This window comes from Dyadobacter pollutisoli (assembly GCF_026625565.1).
Taxonomy (GTDB): domain Bacteria; phylum Bacteroidota; class Bacteroidia; order Cytophagales; family Spirosomataceae; genus Dyadobacter; species Dyadobacter pollutisoli.
Window position 1 is genome coordinate 5,334,250 of sequence record NZ_CP112998.1, and the last position, 18,703, is coordinate 5,352,952.

Sequence of the window (18,703 nt, forward strand, 5' to 3'; positions counted from 1 at the left end):
AAAAATGGCGCGGGATTGACTCAATCCTTTTCCCTCGCCTGAATCTTCAAAATCGCTTTCACAAACAATTCCATATCCTCTTTTTCTCCTAACATTGCATGCTGCAAAATCCACACAGCATCCGTGTTGCACGCCTGCTCGGCCACAGGGCAGTTGACCTCGCTGTAATCGGCGGTTTCAGGGATCGCGTAACACATGAAGTTCTTATTCTGAAAAAGAGGCTGCCGGTACAATGGATGAGGATAACCTTTGAAAGAAGGTACTCCTTCGGCGGCCAGCATTTCAGCAAAAGTGTCTTTGGGCAACCCTCCGAATTTCGCTGAATCGTATTTGAATATATAAATGTGATAGCAATGCATCGTAATGGATTCGTCCCGCTGCAACGGTGTAATGCCGTCCACAGTTTCCAAAAGCTGATTCAGGTACAAGCCGTTTTCGTTTCTCCGGCGAGTCTGTCCTTCCAGTCTTTTCAACTGGTTCGAAAGTAACACCGCCTGCATTTGTGTGATCCGGTAGTTACAGCCTGGGTTATAATGGTCGTACCATTGTCCGCCTTCGATCCGCCCAACATTCCGCAATGAATGCATCATGGCATATAATTCGTCATCGTCGGTGATTACGATCCCGCCTTCTCCCGATGTTAGGTTCTTGGAAGACTGAAAACTGAAACTACCCACATGGCCAATTGACCCCAGTTTCTTCCCCTTATATTCGGCACCGTGCGCATGCGCGGCATCTTCGATTACTTTCAATCCGTACCTGTTTGCAATGTCCATGATCGCACCCATATCACAGGCCAAACCTCCGAAATGCACAGGAATGATGGCTTTCGTCCTTGGCGTAATCGCGGCTTCAATAGCAGCCGGACTAATGTTGTAAGTGTCAGGATCAATGTCGACAAACACCGGCACACAATTGCATTCTATTACGGAAGAAGCCGTTGTGATGAAGGTATAAGGTGGGACGATGATCTCGTCGCCCGGTTTCACGCCGCAGGCTATCAACGCCAGACGCAACGAAACGGAGCCATTGACACATGTTATCGCATATTTACTTCCGCAATAAGCGGCAAATTCGTTTTCAAATTTCGCTACCTGGTCGCCACAATCCGGATTCCCCCACTTCCCGCTTCTCACGATTTCGGCAACCGCATCCACTTCCTGCTCATCATATATCGGCCATGGAAAGGCCTTGGTAACTGTTTTGGTTCCTCCGTTAATTGCCAGGTTCTGGTCCATCTCGATTGCTTTCATGGGTATCGTACTGTGATCGTGTTTCCATTTATACTAGGTAAAATCTTTTTCAGGCTATTTTTTGAGGTTCTATCGAAAATTATAGTCCGTTTTCCAGATGAAAAAGTATTTATCCCACAATCCTTACAACCTTATTTACAATGAATAACCGACAATTACTTTATTCTCTGCTCATTGCGGGCATGTCGCTCGGCACCGCGTGGGCCATCCGAGGGCAATTCGGACATGAGCAAGGGGCTGCTTGGGCTGGCGGTATCGGAGGGCTGATCATCGTGCTCCTTGCCAAAAGAAAAGACTGGTATGCAAAAGCTTTTCATCTGGCGCTGGCTTCCGCGGCCGGCTGGGGAGTGGGTGGTATTATCAGTTATGGCAAAGTGGTGGGCTACGCCAGAGGATTGGAATTCGGGAATGTGTATTATGGATTTCTGATGCTGTTCGTGATCGGCGGATTGTTCGGGTTGATCGGAGGAGGATTGTTCGGTCTAACATTGGCGTCTACCAAAGAAAAGCCTGTCAAATGGCCACAATTGATTGTTGAGATGACGGTTGGGGCGATTATATTCTATTATTTATTGATCGAGGAGTTCGGCTGGACCATGACTCCTCCGCGGTCTGAGGCCTGGGCTGCTTGTTTTGGAATGACGGTGGCCATGTTTTGGTTTATGCTCAGGAACAAACAGTATGCTGCGATACGGGTCGCGGTTTTTGCTGGACTCGGAGGTGGGTTCGGGTTTGCATTCGGCAATTTCTTACAGGTAATGGGACACGTTTCCGGCGTCAAATTCAATTTCTGGAATGTCATGGAATATTCGATCGGATTTTTTGGCGGGGCGGGAATGGCTTACGGCACATTCACTTCCGAATGGGAGAGTTCCGGCGATTCGATCAGCAAAAAAAGCATCATAGCACCCATTATCATCCTCACATTGCTCATTCCATTTTTTGTATGGGACCAATCCTTTGAAACAGAACGTCTGATCGAAACCATCAAAGGCTTTGACCCGATAGCTGACGCCGCCGGCATTACCACCTATGTTCAATGGGTTGCTTTGCTGCTGGTTATCGCATTTGCCGGATTGTCTTTCTACAAATATTATATTTTAAAACATGGCGAGCTGCTACAACATGACGACAGAGCATTACAGCTATTTTTCTTCGGAAATCTGGGCTTGTATACCGTTTACAGCCTGCTTATTACCTGCGCCTTCATGAGTCTATACCGGATCGAGCAGTACCTGTACATTGCCAATTTGATCGTTATCGGATTTCTGATCAATAAATTTCAGCCGTCGTTTAGTAACCGGGGACTGAATGTGAGTCGCTGGGCGGTTAATTTTCTGTTTGTAATGGCCCTGTTCGCGATATTAACAGCCGTTGCAGTCAGTTCGCATGGCGAGCTGAAAGGGGCTAATAGTCGGTTTGAATAATTCTTGCGATCTGAGATCGCACAACAAAAAAGGGGGCCGGGAAATATTTCCAGGCCCCTTTTTGGCGCAATAGCTGCGGTAACGCTTTAAAAGTCTAGCGGTGCAGTCCCATTTCACGTAACGTGGCGATCATCTTCTCAGGTTCGTCCGTCTGAATGATATTAGCGCCTTGTTTGGTGAGAGATATCAATGTTTCACGCGCCTTTCCCTTCCTGATTTCCGCATCCGGCTGGCCGAGTGCATTGATCCATATCCGCGCTTTCTTTCCCTTGATCAGGGATGTTACCTCGGGAGTATAGAATTTCGAATCAATGTGCACTACCTCCGGCTTGAAACGGGCCAGCGCCGAGTCTGCCATCGCGTGGGAATATGCACGGGGCATGATCATAAATTTTTTGGAGGCGGAATCTACTTTGGAAAGTATTTCATAATCACTGTCGAAAAAGAAAACGAACCCGGTCGCCTCCATCTTTTTCACTACTTCTATCACTTTATCTATCTGGTCTGTTTTCAGATCGAGATCTACCAGAATATTGCCCTTTGCAATTTGCAGGGCTTCTTCCAGCGTCGGAATAGTTTCGTCCGTTACCTTGCCGTTGGAAACCAGTCTCAGTTTGCGCAATTCCTCGAACGTCAGTGTTTCAAAACTACCTTTACCATTCGTAGTCCGGTCGACTTTCCCGTCGTGCATAAGCATTGGAATACCGTCCTTGCTGACCTTCACATCAATTTCAGCAATGTCGACACCAAGCCGTATGGCTTCCTGGATGGCGGGTCTTGAATTTTCGGGAAATTGATGATGGACCGCACGATGCGATGCCACCAGTATATTTTTTGAATTGGGATTCAGAAAGTCCTTTTTAATAGGATCAAGCTGCTTTTGTGCTTGGGTTTGACAAACAACAAAAAATAAGAGAATAGCGGGTAATGTAATCCTGATCATTATAATTGAAATTATTGAAAACTACTTGGTAATGATAAGCTCATCCTTCACCTCACCGTCGGGGGTATAACATTTGTAGGAGAGCGTATTTCCGTTGATCGTCATGTGCTGATAAAGCGGGCCGTCTTTGTACCTCACTACCGCATATTCTTCATCCGGCCACCGCACCTGCTTACCGGGAATACTGATCGACATCGTGTAAATGGTGCCTTGTGCCGGGGTAGCAACAGCTTTATCGCCATTCATTGGTTTCGTGCGGAGGTAATAATGCATATGCCCGTTCATAACCATATCCACATGGTATTTGTCGAAAAGCGTGCACCATTCTTTCTTGATCTCATCATATGGCTCTTCGAAATTATAAGGTGGAAAATGAAACATTACAAACTTCCATTTGGCATCGGAATTTTTGAGTTTTTCCTCCACCCAAGCACTTTGCCGGGGAACCGACAGCGTCGCATCGATCATCAGGTACAACGCATTCTGATAATTAAATGCATACGTCATTTCCGAGGGTTGTCCAGCCGGGCCATTTTCCGGCAGGCTGAACATTTCTTTGTACATCCACGCCCCAAGTCCGTCCTGACTATCGTGATTTCCCGGAACCGGCATAAGCGATTTGCCAGTGAAAACTCCTTTACTATGGTCCCAGAGCTGATCCCAATGATCGCGGTGCAATCCTGTACTCACCAGGTCTCCCGCTATTGAAAAGAATGCTGTTTCGGGATGGCGTTTCACCGCTTTCTTAGCCATATCTCCCCAAATGGGCGAGAAATGCGTGTCGCCAAACCATATGAATGAAAAGCCGTCATTTTGTGCAGATTCTGTTTTGAATGACGTAGGCGCCGACCATTTGTTCGGATTTGTTCCGATGGCGTACTGGTAAGTCGTCCCCGGTTTCAGGTCTTTTAGTTTGGCTGTGAAACGGTTCACGTACCGGTCATTTTGTAGCAGTCTGTCTTCCATTTTAAAGACTGAGGCGTCCATACTGACCGTATCCTGCCTTCCCGGCACCCAGTATTTAACCTTCCCCGATGCTATTTCAGGGCTCGTCCTCCATTGCACATTAACCGAGGTCTTGGGGTCGCCGCTCCATGTCAGCATTACCTGATCTGGCTCGGTAGAAGACGGCGTGTCCGTTGTCCTGAATGCATGCACGAGATGGGCCTCGCGTGCCCTGCCACGTACCGTTGTGAAAAGCACCTGTCCTTTTAATTGGTCGGGAACTTCGTCCAGCACGAGGCCGTCCCAGTCATGATAGGTAAATGCGCCGACGCGCATCGTGTCGAGTTTGTACTCGGCAGGCGCGACATTGGTAATTTCAAGCTTGTCACTTTTGTTTTGCGGAGCAACACTGATAAAATAGACGGGCCGGTGCATGTCAAATCCATTGATTCCGAGCCCGACGGCGCCTTTGTCAAAATCCCTTTGCCATACTTCATAGGTAAATTCTTCATTTTTGACCAGCATCGAGGTCTTCTTAAAACCACTGCTTTCCAACCAGAAAGGCAGTATTTTCTGCTCAGTATGCCGCATCAGTGAAACCGTCACCGGTACATTAGCCTCGAATGTCCAGAATTTTTTTGCCAAAACTGCCTTTTCCTCATCATTGAGAAACCCAAGCACATAAGCATCCGAAATGGTGTCGAGCTGTGCGGGTTTAAGCGTTTTGTAAAACCGTGTCACAGTATTATCTACCACTTCCTTCACAGTTCCGGTCGGGAGCTGCTCCTGTTTTTGGCAAGCCATCATTGCTACGGACATGATCAGTCCGTGCAGCAGTATATATTTTATTTTCATCAGGGCTAGTATTTTCAACTATATCAATGCCAATTTACTCTTTCAGGAACCTTAGTTTATAGAACGTTTTTACTGTTTGTCAGAAAAACCCTTGTGCTTTCTGTATAAGTGTCGCCTTTGGGTGTTTTGTATTTCAAATCCACATAAAATGCCCGAAAGCCACTTGCAGGAAATGTTTCGGTCACCTTCACAGCTGACTTACTGCTTATACCAAGGCTTTTGCTCGTCCAGGTATCATTACGCAAATCCTGATCCGTCGAACTGGCCGACCAAAGAATGACGTCAACCAATGCATCAGAAGTCGCTTTAATATCCAGCTTGATCTCCTTACCAGCCACCGATTGTGTCCATTTGCATTCGGTATAAGGTCTTTTGGTAATCGTAGCTCCGAAGAAAGCACTCAAAGCCTGCATCGCCTGCGTACCATCACCCAAGTCGTGTCCCGCGTTCGGTACATAATGCAGCATGTTGTTGCCGGGGATTTTGTCCAGGTAATTTTTAATGTTGTCCACCACCCAGTACTCGTCATTGGTGCCCATAAAAATCATTTTTGGCATGGTCAGTTTGGCGCGGTATGAGTACGGATCGATCATTTTTGTGATTGCTTCGCCGTCGGTAGAACCAGTCGATTGCGGAATGCCCAGCTTTACATAATCTTCAATTTGAATGCTGTAATCACCCCAGGATTTGATCTGATAGTCGAGACTAACCGGCATATTCAGCACGTCGATCACCATTGGCGCTATCGCTTCCACCCGTTTGTCACTTGCGCCTGTGAGCCAGGTAGTCCAGCCGCGTTTGGAGGCACCCGTCACTACGAACTTGTTCACGGTATGATTGAGTTTTTGTTTTGAAAACTCCTGTACCACATCCATGGCCTTCACCGCGCTTTTAACCATCGGAAACAGCAGCGGCCAGCTATAATCTTTATCTTTTTTCCAATTGTGCAGCGTATATGAAATCAATGCATCTTCGGTCAAATCCCCGAAAAACGGCTGATTAGGTGTTTGCTTCAGCAAAGCCACAATAGCGTGATTGGTTTTCGCCACCTCGCCCAGCGACGCATACATCTTCTCGTCTTTTTTACCATTCCAATTCGGAAGGCCGTCTGTATTAGAACCACCAGTTATGAAAAGCAAGGCATCATCATGCTGGTTGTCCTTTGGAACGATAATGGTCAGCTGGTGCGTCCAGATAAATTCTCGCCACTTCTGCGACGTAACGAGTACATTATAAAAAGTAAGGTTTTCTTTTGTAAATGAGTCTTTGAGCTCCCATTTGAAGGTTTTATCACCATTGTTCAGGTAACTTTCCAATGCAGTTTCGGGAGTGATCTTTTTCTGAGCATTGGAGGTAAATACAAACAAAAACTGGATCAGCAGTAATTTCAATGTGATCTTGATCATTTTCACAGACATAGATTGAAGCTTTTAGTAGTTGGCTAAGGTTATTTAATTTACTGTGGTTTAGGACTTTCCTGAATTAGTTTGAGTGCTTGCTCTATATAAATTTCCCCGGTCATTTCCCCCAGGCTCGTCCGGCTCACATAGTCGTATCTTTTGAAGCTTTGGAAATCCACTTTCGTCAGCATATATCCGAAGGCATCATTGGTTAAACCAAACAAAAACGGCTGTTTCGTGCTCATATGGCGTTTTACGTAAAAACCAATGTTGGGCAATGCTTCTCCGGGAATGCTCAGTACCTGGGCCGTGCCGATGTTCAGCAGGTTGAGCTGCGTAACTACCCGGTTATCGCCTGTTATTTCATTTACAATCGGTGATTTTTTGAGAATATACCGCATGATTTCCGAGTCTACCGGAAATTCGATCTTCTTTGCCGCGCAGTACAATTGCGGGTCTTCTTGTAATGGCGCATCTTTCACGATCCGCAATGCCTCATCAGCCAGCAGCTCACCGATCCGTTTGCATTCGTTCCAGTCACTTGCTTCTTTGCCATTTTCCAGACGGTTATCCGCAGTAACCATTCCTCCTTGTGCACCATTCATAAACACCGCAATACCTCCTCCCTGCGTTTCGATCCGGTCATAAAGTGGCCCGCAGAGATCGGGGCTCAGAATACCTCTGCCTGAACCGATCACTTCCGGATGTACGGCGTAGTTTACCAATGTGGCGATGGCTTTCCCTTTTTTCGCGCCCGATGTAGCTATTGCTTGTATCACTCCGCAACGTGGATCGTACAGCTGATCCGCGTAATAGTTATAGGCAATTTTGCCTTTGGCCTCGCCTACTGCGATTTTCAATGAGGCATCTTCGAGGTTCTTAACGGCCTCATTTACTGCGTCCGCGATTTGCTTGGTGCAGTAATCAAGGTATTTCAGGTCTGCGAACGATTCTCCCTTTTCGTTGGGGAAACCGTAAGCATCGGGCCCACTGTGCGTGTGCGTGGCGCCGATCAATACATTTTCGGGGGCGATACCTTTAATCAATGCCCTGGATTTGTTGCCTAATGCGGCTGGCCAACCCAGGTTGTCTATATTCACGACAGCAATTCTGACATTGCCTTTTTCCAGTACCAATGCTCTTGCGTACAGATCACCATTTTTCTCAGTCGCTTTTTTCGGTGTCCCAATCCCGCCAGAAACTGGCAGTAGCGGATCAGGTGTAATGATCCTGACCGCAGCAGCAGCCCTGAAATGCTGGGCATACATCACTTGCGGAATAATAAAAACCAGGCTGAGAATAAGTATGATTCTTGCTTTCATTGTAAAGGGTTTAGGAATTTGTTTCAAAATTTTATGCGTTTCAAAAGTAAACCGGAACTGTCGGTACACATTGGACAGCCCCGGTTTCAATTACTCCACCAAAAAAATATTACCAGGGCTTTGCAGTTCCCTGTATAAGCCATTGTTTAGACCATGCACTATTTCCTTTGTCGGCCTGGGAATAACTGGTGATTTCCAGCTTACTCACCGCACTTTCCGCATTGGCCTTATTGATTTGAAGTTCATCCTGCATATAGTAGAAACGAACCGGCAGCACTTCTCTTTTGGCAGCAGGTCCCGCTTTCAACTCTGGAAAACCCGTTCTTCTGAAATCGAACCAGGCTTCGGTTGCGGCTGTCCAGCTGGCGATCCATTTTTGTTCCAAAACTTGCTTGATCGTTTTATCAAAAACAACACCAGGCGTAGCAATGTAGGCTGTGTAGGAACTCCCTACTGTCCACGTATCCATGGATGCTTTGATGCCAGCTTCGTAGTGGTCTTTCGCAACACCAGCAGCCCATCCTTTCAATGCCGCTTCGGCCAGAATGAAATGCACTTCGGCAGCCGAGATCAAACGTGCCCGGAGCAGTGGTCCCTTTGCCGCTTTGTAAATGTTATTCAGGAAAGATGCATGCGGGTTAAACGATGTTTGTCCGGGAGTCGGGTTGAGGTTGTATGCTGATGGCAAAGCAGAGAAGCTTGGTGGCAGCCCAACGTACTCAGGATCTGTATCGTACAGCGTATTTTTCACTTTTTCCGGAGATAAAATCCTTTTTCCGTCTACAATTTTGTCAGTTCCGGCAGGTTGTGTAGCGTCCACAACTAAGGGCACTTCCACTTTATTAGCCCAGATACCCAGGCGCGGATCTTTCAATGTCTGTAATTTTTCAACCAATGTCGCACACATTTTGATACGACGATAGTTGCTTCCACTCGCATCGAACACCGCATTGGCAGGCCACGCATCGGCATCGCTGTTACCAGGGAAACCCATGGTCGCATCTTCGGAATTGGTCGTAATGATAGGATACTGTGCAGCATTGCCAACGATTTTCTCAATTCCTGCTTTGGCAATATCAGGCTGTTTTACCGACAAACGCATATAGTAACGCAGCAGCAGCGAGTTTGCCATTTTCCTCCATTTCGTTGGATCGCCACCGTAGTACACATCCACATTGTCAACAATACCTTCGTATTCGGCTTTGGGTTTGGAAAGCAATGTGTTGGCTTTTTCAAGATCGGCAATAATTCCGGCGTAAATTTTATCCTGGCCGTCAAATGCAGGCAAAATATCACCAACAGCTCCGGCTTCTCCTTTTAGAGCATTGGTATAAGGCGCATCTCCCCAAAGGTCAGTGATCAATCCAAAAACGAAAGATTTCATGACTAGTGATACTCCCTGATGGAATTCAAAATTAAGCTCGACAGACCTGTTATAAAACAGATCATTGTTTCTCAAAATATCGTAGTAACCATTCCAGCTCTGATTACTCCAGTCATAATCATTATGCCCGCTGGACCACGCGTCCTTTTGTGTATGCTGAACAACACCCGCGATATCCTGATAACCCAGGTTTACATAGCTTTTGGCCACCTCTGTCAGCACCGTAGGCATGACCAAGTTGGGATTTACACTTTCTGGCCCTACTCCGTTCGGGTTCTCGTTGAGCTCCGACAGATCTTTACAAGAGAAGATCAACATCGTCGCCAGCAACGGGAATATGATGGATTTTTTGATCAATTTTTTCATGAGTTTATTTATATTAAATAGACTATGTGACTGTTTTTAGAATGTTAGACCAAGTTTGAAACCGATTGGCATCACCCAGGGAGTTACATTGTACCGCTCAATTCCTTGCTTGAACTGAGTTCCTGCCTGAGCGCCGGATTCTTGTTGGAATGCCATTTCAGGGTCAATACCAATCTTGGCTTTTGTCCACAAGATAATGTTACGGCTGTACACGGCAACATTTACATTTTGCAGGCCGATTCTTTTCACAAATGCGCTTGGCAGATCATAGCCCAGGGAAACTTCACGAAGCTTTACGAAAGATGCATCAAATGTAGCGGCACGGGTGAAATCCCATGGATAATTGTCTCCGTAAGGAATGTACTTAGTACCGGCACCACCTAAATTTTCGGTATAACCAGTGATCTCGCCTTCTGAATTGTACTCAGCAATTACACCCGGGTTAAACACGGCATAGTTGTAAGTATTTCCACCGTATTCAAATGGGAATCCGCCATACTCAGCTGTCGGCCCACCCACAATGTTGAACTTGTTACCTTCAATGATCACCTTATTGTTGTCAACCAGGTAGTTTCTCAGCTGATCGCCGGTCATTCCGTTTGGATTGATCAGGTTATCCAGGAAGCGTTGTGATTTCAAATCCGATTCACCGTAGCGGTAAGTCTGTGATACGAAGTCTCCGCCATTTCTCCAATCGAATGTCATATTAAGGCTGAAACCTTTGTAAGACAGTGAAGTTTGCATTCCCAGAATAAAGTCCGGATTGAAATTACCGATCTTATTTTTGGTCCTGGCAGCCGCAATACTCTGCCACGATCCGTTTTCGTCAAGAATTGGGTAGCCGAAGTAAGGCGATGCTTTGTCTTCTACAGTTACGATCTCCGAGTCATACAAATCTCCGATCTTGTCTCCAACATACGTCCAGGCACCACCTTTTGCGTCAGTCCAGAGCGTATAGAGGTCAAGTCCATCTGACAACGATTTGATAGTGGTACGGTTTCTAGACCAGTTGGCGTTGACATCCAATCTCCATCCGTCCTTATCAATAGGTGTTCCTCCCAATGTCAATTCAAGACCTTTGCTGACAAGCAGACCGGCGTTGATGTTTTTAGAATTAAATCCACTTGACCCGGGAAGTTTGGTTGGGATGATCTGGTTACGATTTTCAACCTGATAATAAGTGGCTGAAAAACGCAACTTGTTGGCATACATGTTCAGGTCCAGGCCATACTCGTAAGATGTAGCGATTTCAGGTTTCAGATCAGGTAGCAGAATAGTACCTGATTTGCTCAGTCTGGTTATGCCATCCCATGCGCCTGCATTGCCTAATGTTGCCAGCAAGCTATATGGATTTGTGTCATTACCTACCTGGGCAACACCACCTCTCAGTTTCAGCAGGCTGATCTGATTAGGCATCCGAAGTGCCTGATTCAATAATAAGCTAAGCGAAGCTGATGGATAAAAGTAGGATCTGTTTGCCTTTGGCAGCGTGCTGGACCAGTCGTTACGAGCTGTAACGTCCAGGTAAACCATGTCCTTAAACCCGAAGTTAGCCAAACCATACACACTGAACACCGCCCGTTCTGATTTGTAATTTCCGTAACTAAGGCTGGCAGGAGCAATGTTGGAAATCGTGAAAAGACCTGGGATGATCAAACCTGTACCATTTCTGGTAGCTGAGCTGATGTCAGTATTTTTCTGATAACGTGAGTTACCACCTGCCGAAATCGATACGCTGAAATCGCTCACGTCTCTTTTATAAGTAGCGAGAAAGTCTGCATTACGCTCAAATCTCGACAAATTGATCACACCGTAAGCACCACGGCTGTCATTAGTATAACTGTTGCCGATCTTGGTTTCGCGTTCTTCGCGGTAAGTATCCAAAGAGTACCGTCCCATTAAACTCAAATGTGGGGTGATCTGCCAGTCGGCCTTCATGTTACCAAATACACGGTCACGAACGAAGCCGTTATTCACCTCATAAGCAAGGAAATAAGGGTTGTTATATGCGCCCTTTGCTTGCGACAGTTGCTGCAGACCTTCCTGCCCAGGTACCCAATAGTCTCTTAAATCTCTGATATCAATATGAGGGGAAACTGCATACGCCCATTGCAATGGGTTTGCTCCCCTGTTCGTAGCGGGGCGGTTATTGGAATTATTGCGGCTGAAATCAATGTTACTGCTAATTCTCACATTTTTGCTGAGCTTCACCGATGAGTTCATGTTCAGCGAGTTACGGAACAAGTCTGAATTCGGGATGATACCTCTGTTGGTCATGTTCGAATACGACAAACGGTATGATACCAGATCTGTGCTGTTGGCAATAGAGACCCCATTTGTGGTGGTGATACCGGTGCGAACAAAGTTTTTAACGTTATCCGGGTGGGAAACCAGCTCGGTTGCAATAGGATTGCCGTTTGCATCTTTCGGGCTGTTCCATTGTATTGCCTTATAGCCTTTGTCCAGCTCAGGACCTACACCACCGGCCGAACCTTCCTCAATCATCAGGACTCCGCCTGGATATGGGTTGTTGTCGGGTGTAAATGGAAGGATACCTGTCGCAAATTTGGAATGCATGTTCAAGTATCTATAAGGTCTGTCAAAAACCGTATTGGAATTGACCGACACCGTCATTTTTTTCGATTTGCTTCCGCTTTTTGTAGTGATCAGGACAACGCCATTGCCTGCGCGCGAACCATATAAGGCAGCAGCGTTCGGCCCCTTCAGAATGGATACACTTTCCACATCGTCAGGGTTAATGCTTGAAATTGCATTACCATAATCCACGCGGTTGTCATTACCGATCTGGCTAACGTTGTTCAAAGTGTTGGCAATGGGCACACCGTCTACCACGAAAAGTGGCTGGTTATCATTACTTAGCGAGGTCGCGCCGCGAATGATCATACTCACTGAGGAGCCTGTTCCGCCGGTTGAGCTGATGGTTACGCCCGGTACTTTGCCGGCCATCGAATTCAATACGTTTTCCTGTGCTACCCGACTGATGTCTTTGCCATCGATCTCTCCCACAGAATAACCCAATGAGCGTTTTTCACGCGAAAGGCCGAGGGCTGTAACGACGTATTCGCCCAGTGTTTCGGCTCCTTCTACTAGCGAAATATTAATAACTGACTCATTTCCAACAGTTACTTCCTGGGTTTCGTGACCAATGTAAGAGAACACCAGTACCTGCCTGGGTTGGTCACTAATTGTAATAGAATAATTACCTGAGGCATCGGACGAGGTACCGACTTGCGTACCTTTGACGATAATGTTCACACCGGGCATGGCCGAACCATCGGTCTTTGCCGTGATCTTACCTTTAATAGTCTTGTCCAGTCTGGGGGCACCGGAAGCCTGCGAAAAGTCAGGCATCGCCATTAATACCGCTACGAGGAAGCACCATAGTGTTCGACGCAGGCCAATAATAGAATTTGGATCCATAAGTTTTGAGTTTAAGGTGATTGTCACATGCATTATTACTGAAACAGAGCTTATTAAAGAATTCAACAGCCCGAAAAACTTATATAACTAGCGTCTAAGAATTTATACAGCGTAAATGATTACCCTTCTCTTTTAATCCTATCTACATTACTTGGTATTCCAACTTAAGTACTATCGTAAGTACCTCATTTTTAATTTATTCAAAACTATTATATATAACAGAGGAGGGTTTGCATTATTTATTCAGGCAGGGCGCTGTTTTGACCTCCCTGCCTGAACAATTCAAGTTATTTTAATAACCACATTTTTGAAAACTGATCGTCAACCGCCGGAGTCAGTGAAGACACGCCCAGGTCGTACGCCGGCTTATTCTGTCCAAGCTCGTCACCCGGGTAGCGATAGCGTTCCGGGAATGGGAATCCGCTCAAACGGCCATTGCTAAATATATTCGGCAACTTCGTGCGGCGAAGATCCAGATAAGCTTCTGATGACACGAGGAACAAACTGATCCATTTCTGATCGGCAATTTTTGCAAGTTGCCCTGCTTTGTCCGCTGGTAGCGCAACAACAGCCTGTGCCAGGTATTTATCCACAGCAACCTGGTTAACTCCCCAGCGTAAAAGTGAATTTGTAATCCCTTTGCGGTAATAAGCGTCGGCGCTTCCTGGAATAAGGCCTTTTGCAGCCGCCTCAGCCAGAATAAACTGTACTTCGTCGCTGTTCATCACCATGGCTTTAAGCAGTGAATGTTTGTTTTCCCTGAACAACTTAGAGAATTTGGAAACCTTGAAATTACCAACTGCTCCACCGGCAGCAACATCGTAATGACCGTTTCCATTTTTCCAGTCCGCTAGCATACCAGCTACAAAACCTGCATACACCTTGTTCGAATCAAGCAGGATCTCCTTAGTCGCATAAGCCGCGATGTCCTTGTTCTTACGATCGATGTACTCCCACGTAGATGTATAGGTATATCCGTTTGGATCTGTGGTTGTGAAACTCACGCCATGCTTTGCGGGATCGCTTGTCCAGGGTTTTTCCACCGGCGCAAACCATACTTGCATACGTGGGTCATTCAGCTCTGTCAGCTTGTCGATCAGCGTCTTACATGGTCTGCGGGTATCAAAGTTGTCGATAGTACCCCAGTTTAGCGGGCCACCTGTCCAGGAGTTTCCCGGGTCGCTACCTATTGGGCCAGTTGTTCCTATATAAGAAATAGAAGCATTGTCAGTAGGATCGCTCAATACCGGGGCATTAGCAAGCGCCGCAATGCGGGCACCGGCATCCGGCAATTTGTTTGATGCGCGCATGAGCAATCTCAGTTTCAGCGAATTCGAAAACTTCTTCCATTTCTCCTTACTTCCTCCAAACATCAGGTCATAGCTTCCTGAAACCGTCTCGGTACCAGCATCCATTAATGCATTGGCATCGTCGAGTTCTTTTAAAAGCCCGTTATAAATATCGACCTGTTTATCATACTTCGGATAAAGAACTCCCTCTCTTGCTTTAAGTGCCTCTGAGTAATATACGTCACCGTAAAAATCAGTCATGTAAGAAAAAAGCAACACGCGAAATACCTTGAAAATACCTTCGTGTGTTTTGGAGCCCCGATCTTCCGCAAGCCCGATGGAGCCGTCGATGAGTTTCAGGATTTCCATCGAAGTATACATGTCCGTTACCGGCGATTTGAACCCTGAGTAGAAGTTGTCGCCACTCTGGTAATTGCTTCCCATGTGTTGCACTGCACCAGGCAGCATGCGGGTATCGTACCCCATTTTCTGGTAAAACAATGCAGTCTTTTTAATGATCGACGCCAGCAGGTAAGGATCGTTAACGGATTCAATGGCGTCTTTCTGCTGCAATGCATCGTAGGTACGGAGCTCATCGTCACTGCAGGAGAACAGTCCGGCGATTGCAACTATGGCAAATATTTTTATCGATTTCATGTTAATTCTGAATGAAAATGGTAATTAAAAGTCAAGAGATAGTTTGAAGCCGTACGACCGGATACTTGGCAGTGTTGCCCTCAAAACCCCCTGGTTTGTTCCTACGCCGCTGAACGCTGACTCAGGATCCTCATGACGGCCCGACTTGTTCCATTGGAATACGTTACGTCCTACCAGTGCCAGGGTCACATTGTTCAGCTTGTATTGTCTTGTCAATGCTGTTGGCAAAGTATAGGCGAGGGAAATTTCGCGCATCTTGAAATTCGTTGCATCGTAGGTACGGGTTGCTGTAAAGTTCCAGATCACATCACCATAGCCATTGTAAGGGAAATCATAGAAAGTGTTTTTAGCGTCAGCTCCATTCACGATATAGTCAGATTCCTTTGCATCCTCAGGCTTGCCTTCGTAAGCCGGGTTCAGGAACACGCCTTTTACGTAACTAGCATCCTGGAAATCAGACCGTTTGCCATCATTATTGTTATTGATAGCCTCATACTGACTAGCACCTACCGCTGGCCAAACCATACCACCATGTTCCGCATCGCGGCCACCTACCCACCATTGGTTGTTATCGCCTGAGCCCAATGTAGTGATCGCACGTCCGTTCGATTCAAGGTATTGCTGATTTACCGAGATGTATTTACCTCCTTTTCTTAGGCTACCTACCATGTTCAATGTGAATTGCTTGTAACGCAGGGTCGTGTTAAGGCCGAAGATAAAGTCGGGATTGAAGTTACCTAACTGGCCACGGTCACGTTCGTCAGACGATTTCTGGATCTTTCCTTCGTCGCTGTCCAGCAAAGGCATGCCAGCATATTTACCCGATTTTACGCGAAGAATAGGATTTTCCTCGTAGATGTTACCAACTGTCTCACCTTTTGCAATTTTCACTTTCGTCTTACCGTCATAGCTTGCGAACACATAGCCATTTGGTGCAAAAACGCTGGATAAGCCAATGATCGAAGCTTTATAATGTGTAAAGCTGCCTGATACATCCCATGAGAAATTAGCAGTTTTAACCGGTGTAAAAGTCAGTCCCCATTCATATCCTTTGCTGCGAACGTCACCAATGTTTGTCAGCATTCCCGTATAACCCGATCCTTTTGGAAGCGGAATGTTATCGATCTGATCTTTTTGGGTTTTGATAAAGTAAGTAAAATCAAACTTTACCCTGTTTCTGAACAAGCCAAGATCAAGACCGGCCTCTTGTGTAACTGAGTGTTGTGCCCGAATATTCGGATCAACCAATCTTGCATTCATCGACACCGTGTTGATCGCTCCCCATGGACTTGCGTCGTAGCTGTAAGTGTCGATAGAACGCTGTCTTACCAAACCATTTCCTACATCTGCAAGTCCGAGACGGAATTTCACCAGGTTGAATGCCTCAGGCAATTTGAATGTTTCCGAAGCCAGCCAGCTAAATGAAGCCGATGGATAGAAGTAATGTATTTTTTCTTCTGCCAGGATACCTTTCCAGTCATTGCGGGCGGTCACGTCCAGGAAGAATTTGTCGTCCCATCCCACGGTGGTTGTTCCGTAAACGCTCATCGATTTCTCTGTAATGAAAGGATCTCCACCGACAGTCATCGTACCAGCTTTAATGTTGGCAAGTGTAAATAATGCCGGAGAGTTCAGGTCACCACCGGAAATTTCCATGCTGCTCGAATTGGTGTAGCGATAGTTACCACCACCCGCAACAGTCAGGGAAAGTCTTCCGAAATTCTTGCTGTAAGTCAGGATAGCGTCCGTATTGGCTTCCACACTGCTGTTCGATCCCTGTACATACTGACCGTAAGCATCGCCTTTGTCACCCCATGATTTACGAAGCTCATAGTTTTCTTTCACGTTCTGAGTACCTGTACGGAGCAAGAAGGACAGGTTATCAGTAAGCTGCCAGTTCAACTGGATCTTGCCAAAGTAATTGTCACGGCCGAAACGGTGGATTTTCTCATAAGTAGTCCACCATGGATTGCTTTCAGCGACGTCGATACCATTATCTTTCATGAGGGCACCATTCTGACGTACGCCTTCAAAGCCATCCATCCAGTAGCTTTTCATATCGCTGAGCGGCTGAAGGTTGCTTGGCATATTGAACAACAAGCTGTTCAGAACGCTGTTTGAACCTGTTGTATTGGCTTTGTTAGGATTGAATGTATTGATATAACTCGCATTCACCGACACTGAGACACGGTTGGTGATGTTGTACTGCGAGTTAAAGGTGACCGATTTCTGCTGGGTTTTGGTATTAGGCATTACCCCGTGGTTGGTCATATTGGATAAAGAAAGCCGGAAAGAGCCTTTCTCATAATTTCCTGTAACGCCTACGCTATTGCTGAATGTGCTTCCCGTTTGAAGGTATGCCTTCACGCGGTTTTCATTTGATGATACCATCGGACCATTTTTCCACGCCTTTGATTTCACATCCCAGTAGTCTGAAACAAACTTGCCATCCAGCTTAGGGCCCCAGGTATCAGTATTGTCATACTGCCATTCATACGCTCGTTCGCCCTGACCGAATTCGGTCTGGCTTTCAATGAATTGGTAAGGTTTTTCAACGCTTATCATGCTGTTGTATGAAACACCCAGGCCTTTTTTGGCACCCTTGCCCGACTTGGTTGTGATCATCACGACGCCATTACCGCCTTCTGCACCATATAATGCACCCGCGCTACCGCCTTTCAGGATCGTTACCGAAGCAATGTCGTTCGGGTTGAGCTGAGAAAGGATGTTACCAAAATCGACACCGTCTTTTTGTGTAAATGACTGCGTGCCCACCGGGATACCGTCGATAACATAAAGTGGTTGCGATCTGATGGATACGTTGGTACCGCCATTGCTTGTAGTAGGCATAGCCGTAGTTCCCCGGATGTTGACCAATACTGACGAAGTAGGGTCGCTGCTGAGGTTGGTGAAGTTCACACCGCTCACTTTACCGTCGAGCGACTTCAAAAGGTTCGGGTTACCGGCTTTCACCATATCCTCTCCTTTAATGCTACTCACCGAATAAGCCAGCGACCGGGCTTCTCTGCTAATGCCGAGGGCTGTCACCACTACTTCTTTCAGGTTTTCAGCACTTGGCGCAATAGCTACATCGATAACGCTGCGGCCTGACACCAAAACTTCTTCCTGAACATAACCAACAAATGAAAATACAAGTGTGGGATTTCCTGGGCCAACTTCCAGCGAATATGCCCCAGACGCGTCGGTGCTCGTTCCAGTCTGCGAGCCCTTAATCAGAATATTAACACCTGGCATAGTAGTACCATCCTCTCTGGAGGTAACTTTTCCTTTCACTACCTGTGCCTCAGCCGCAGAGGCGAGTACCACCGCCAGAACAATGGCAAAGCGTGTGCGCAGTAAAAATTTACGAAATGTAGAAACTGAATTCATACTATAAATGGGTAACGGTTTAAATACATCG

At 46.4% G+C, this 18,703-nt stretch carries 10 protein-coding genes; 1 reads left to right on the forward strand and 9 read right to left on the reverse strand.

All coding sequences use genetic code 11. From position 1 onward, the window contains the following. Positions 1-20: 20 nt before the first annotated feature. A complete protein-coding gene (locus ON006_RS21685) occupies positions 21-1,253 on the reverse strand; it encodes a DegT/DnrJ/EryC1/StrS family aminotransferase (protein ID WP_244824451.1) in 1,233 nt (410 codons plus the stop codon). 140 nt (positions 1,254-1,393) lie between these two features. Between ON006_RS21685 and ON006_RS21690 the strand changes: the two genes are divergently transcribed. Next, positions 1,394-2,680 carry a hypothetical protein gene (locus tag ON006_RS21690; RefSeq protein ID WP_244824452.1) on the forward strand — a complete coding sequence of 429 codons (1,287 nt, stop codon included), beginning with the start codon at positions 1,394-1,396 and terminating at the stop codon, positions 2,678-2,680. Between the two features lie 94 nt (positions 2,681-2,774). Here the strand turns inward: ON006_RS21690 and ON006_RS21695 are convergent, their stop codons facing one another. From ON006_RS21695 to ON006_RS21730, 8 genes are all read right to left on the reverse strand, one after another. Further along, entirely contained in the window at positions 2,775-3,623 is an 849-nt protein-coding gene (locus ON006_RS21695; protein WP_244824453.1) for a glycerophosphodiester phosphodiesterase family protein, read from the reverse strand. A 21-nt stretch (positions 3,624-3,644) separates the two neighbouring features. Next, positions 3,645-5,423, reverse strand: a complete 1,779-nt coding sequence (locus tag ON006_RS21700) for a purple acid phosphatase family protein (protein ID WP_244824454.1) — start codon at positions 5,421-5,423, stop codon at positions 3,645-3,647. 56 nt (positions 5,424-5,479) lie between these two features. Continuing rightward, on the reverse strand, positions 5,480-6,841 hold the full coding sequence (locus tag ON006_RS21705) for a PhoPQ-activated pathogenicity-related family protein (protein ID WP_244824455.1): 1,362 nt from the start codon (positions 6,839-6,841) through the stop codon (positions 5,480-5,482). 38 nt (positions 6,842-6,879) lie between these two features. Continuing rightward, positions 6,880-8,145 carry a hypothetical protein gene (locus ON006_RS21710; protein WP_244824456.1) on the reverse strand — a complete coding sequence of 422 codons (1,266 nt, stop codon included), beginning with the start codon at positions 8,143-8,145 and terminating at the stop codon, positions 6,880-6,882. Positions 8,146-8,254: 109 nt separating this feature from the next. Further along, positions 8,255-9,895, reverse strand: coding sequence for a SusD/RagB family nutrient-binding outer membrane lipoprotein (locus tag ON006_RS21715; protein WP_244824457.1), 1,641 nt, complete (start codon positions 9,893-9,895; stop codon positions 8,255-8,257). A 36-nt stretch (positions 9,896-9,931) separates the two neighbouring features. After that, positions 9,932-13,336, reverse strand: a complete 3,405-nt coding sequence (locus ON006_RS21720) for a SusC/RagA family TonB-linked outer membrane protein (protein ID WP_244824458.1) — start codon at positions 13,334-13,336, stop codon at positions 9,932-9,934. Positions 13,337-13,623: 287 nt separating this feature from the next. After that, positions 13,624-15,282 (reverse strand): SusD/RagB family nutrient-binding outer membrane lipoprotein, encoded by a 1,659-nt coding sequence (locus ON006_RS21725; RefSeq protein WP_244824459.1) that lies wholly within the window; start codon positions 15,280-15,282, stop codon positions 13,624-13,626. A gap of 24 nt (positions 15,283-15,306) precedes the next feature. Continuing rightward, positions 15,307-18,672, reverse strand: a complete 3,366-nt coding sequence (locus tag ON006_RS21730) for a SusC/RagA family TonB-linked outer membrane protein (RefSeq protein WP_244824460.1) — start codon at positions 18,670-18,672, stop codon at positions 15,307-15,309. Between the last annotated feature and the right edge of the window lie 31 nt (positions 18,673-18,703).

Coding starts and splice junctions, on each gene's coding strand:
- ON006_RS21700 (WP_244824454.1), bottom strand. CDS start 5,423: ATGAAAATAAAATATATACTGCTGCACGGACTGATCATGTCCGTAGCA.
- ON006_RS21685 (WP_244824451.1), bottom strand. CDS start 1,253: ATGAAAGCAATCGAGATGGACCAGAACCTGGCAATTAACGGAGGAACC.
- ON006_RS21710 (WP_244824456.1), bottom strand. CDS start 8,145: ATGAAAGCAAGAATCATACTTATTCTCAGCCTGGTTTTTATTATTCCG.
- ON006_RS21730 (WP_244824460.1), bottom strand. CDS start 18,672: ATGAATTCAGTTTCTACATTTCGTAAATTTTTACTGCGCACACGCTTT.
- ON006_RS21725 (WP_244824459.1), bottom strand. CDS start 15,282: ATGAAATCGATAAAAATATTTGCCATAGTTGCAATCGCCGGACTGTTC.
- ON006_RS21705 (WP_244824455.1), bottom strand. CDS start 6,841: ATGTCTGTGAAAATGATCAAGATCACATTGAAATTACTGCTGATCCAG.
- ON006_RS21690 (WP_244824452.1), top strand. CDS start 1,394: ATGAATAACCGACAATTACTTTATTCTCTGCTCATTGCGGGCATGTCG.
- ON006_RS21715 (WP_244824457.1), bottom strand. CDS start 9,895: ATGAAAAAATTGATCAAAAAATCCATCATATTCCCGTTGCTGGCGACG.
- ON006_RS21720 (WP_244824458.1), bottom strand. CDS start 13,336: ATGGATCCAAATTCTATTATTGGCCTGCGTCGAACACTATGGTGCTTC.
- ON006_RS21695 (WP_244824453.1), bottom strand. CDS start 3,623: ATGATCAGGATTACATTACCCGCTATTCTCTTATTTTTTGTTGTTTGT.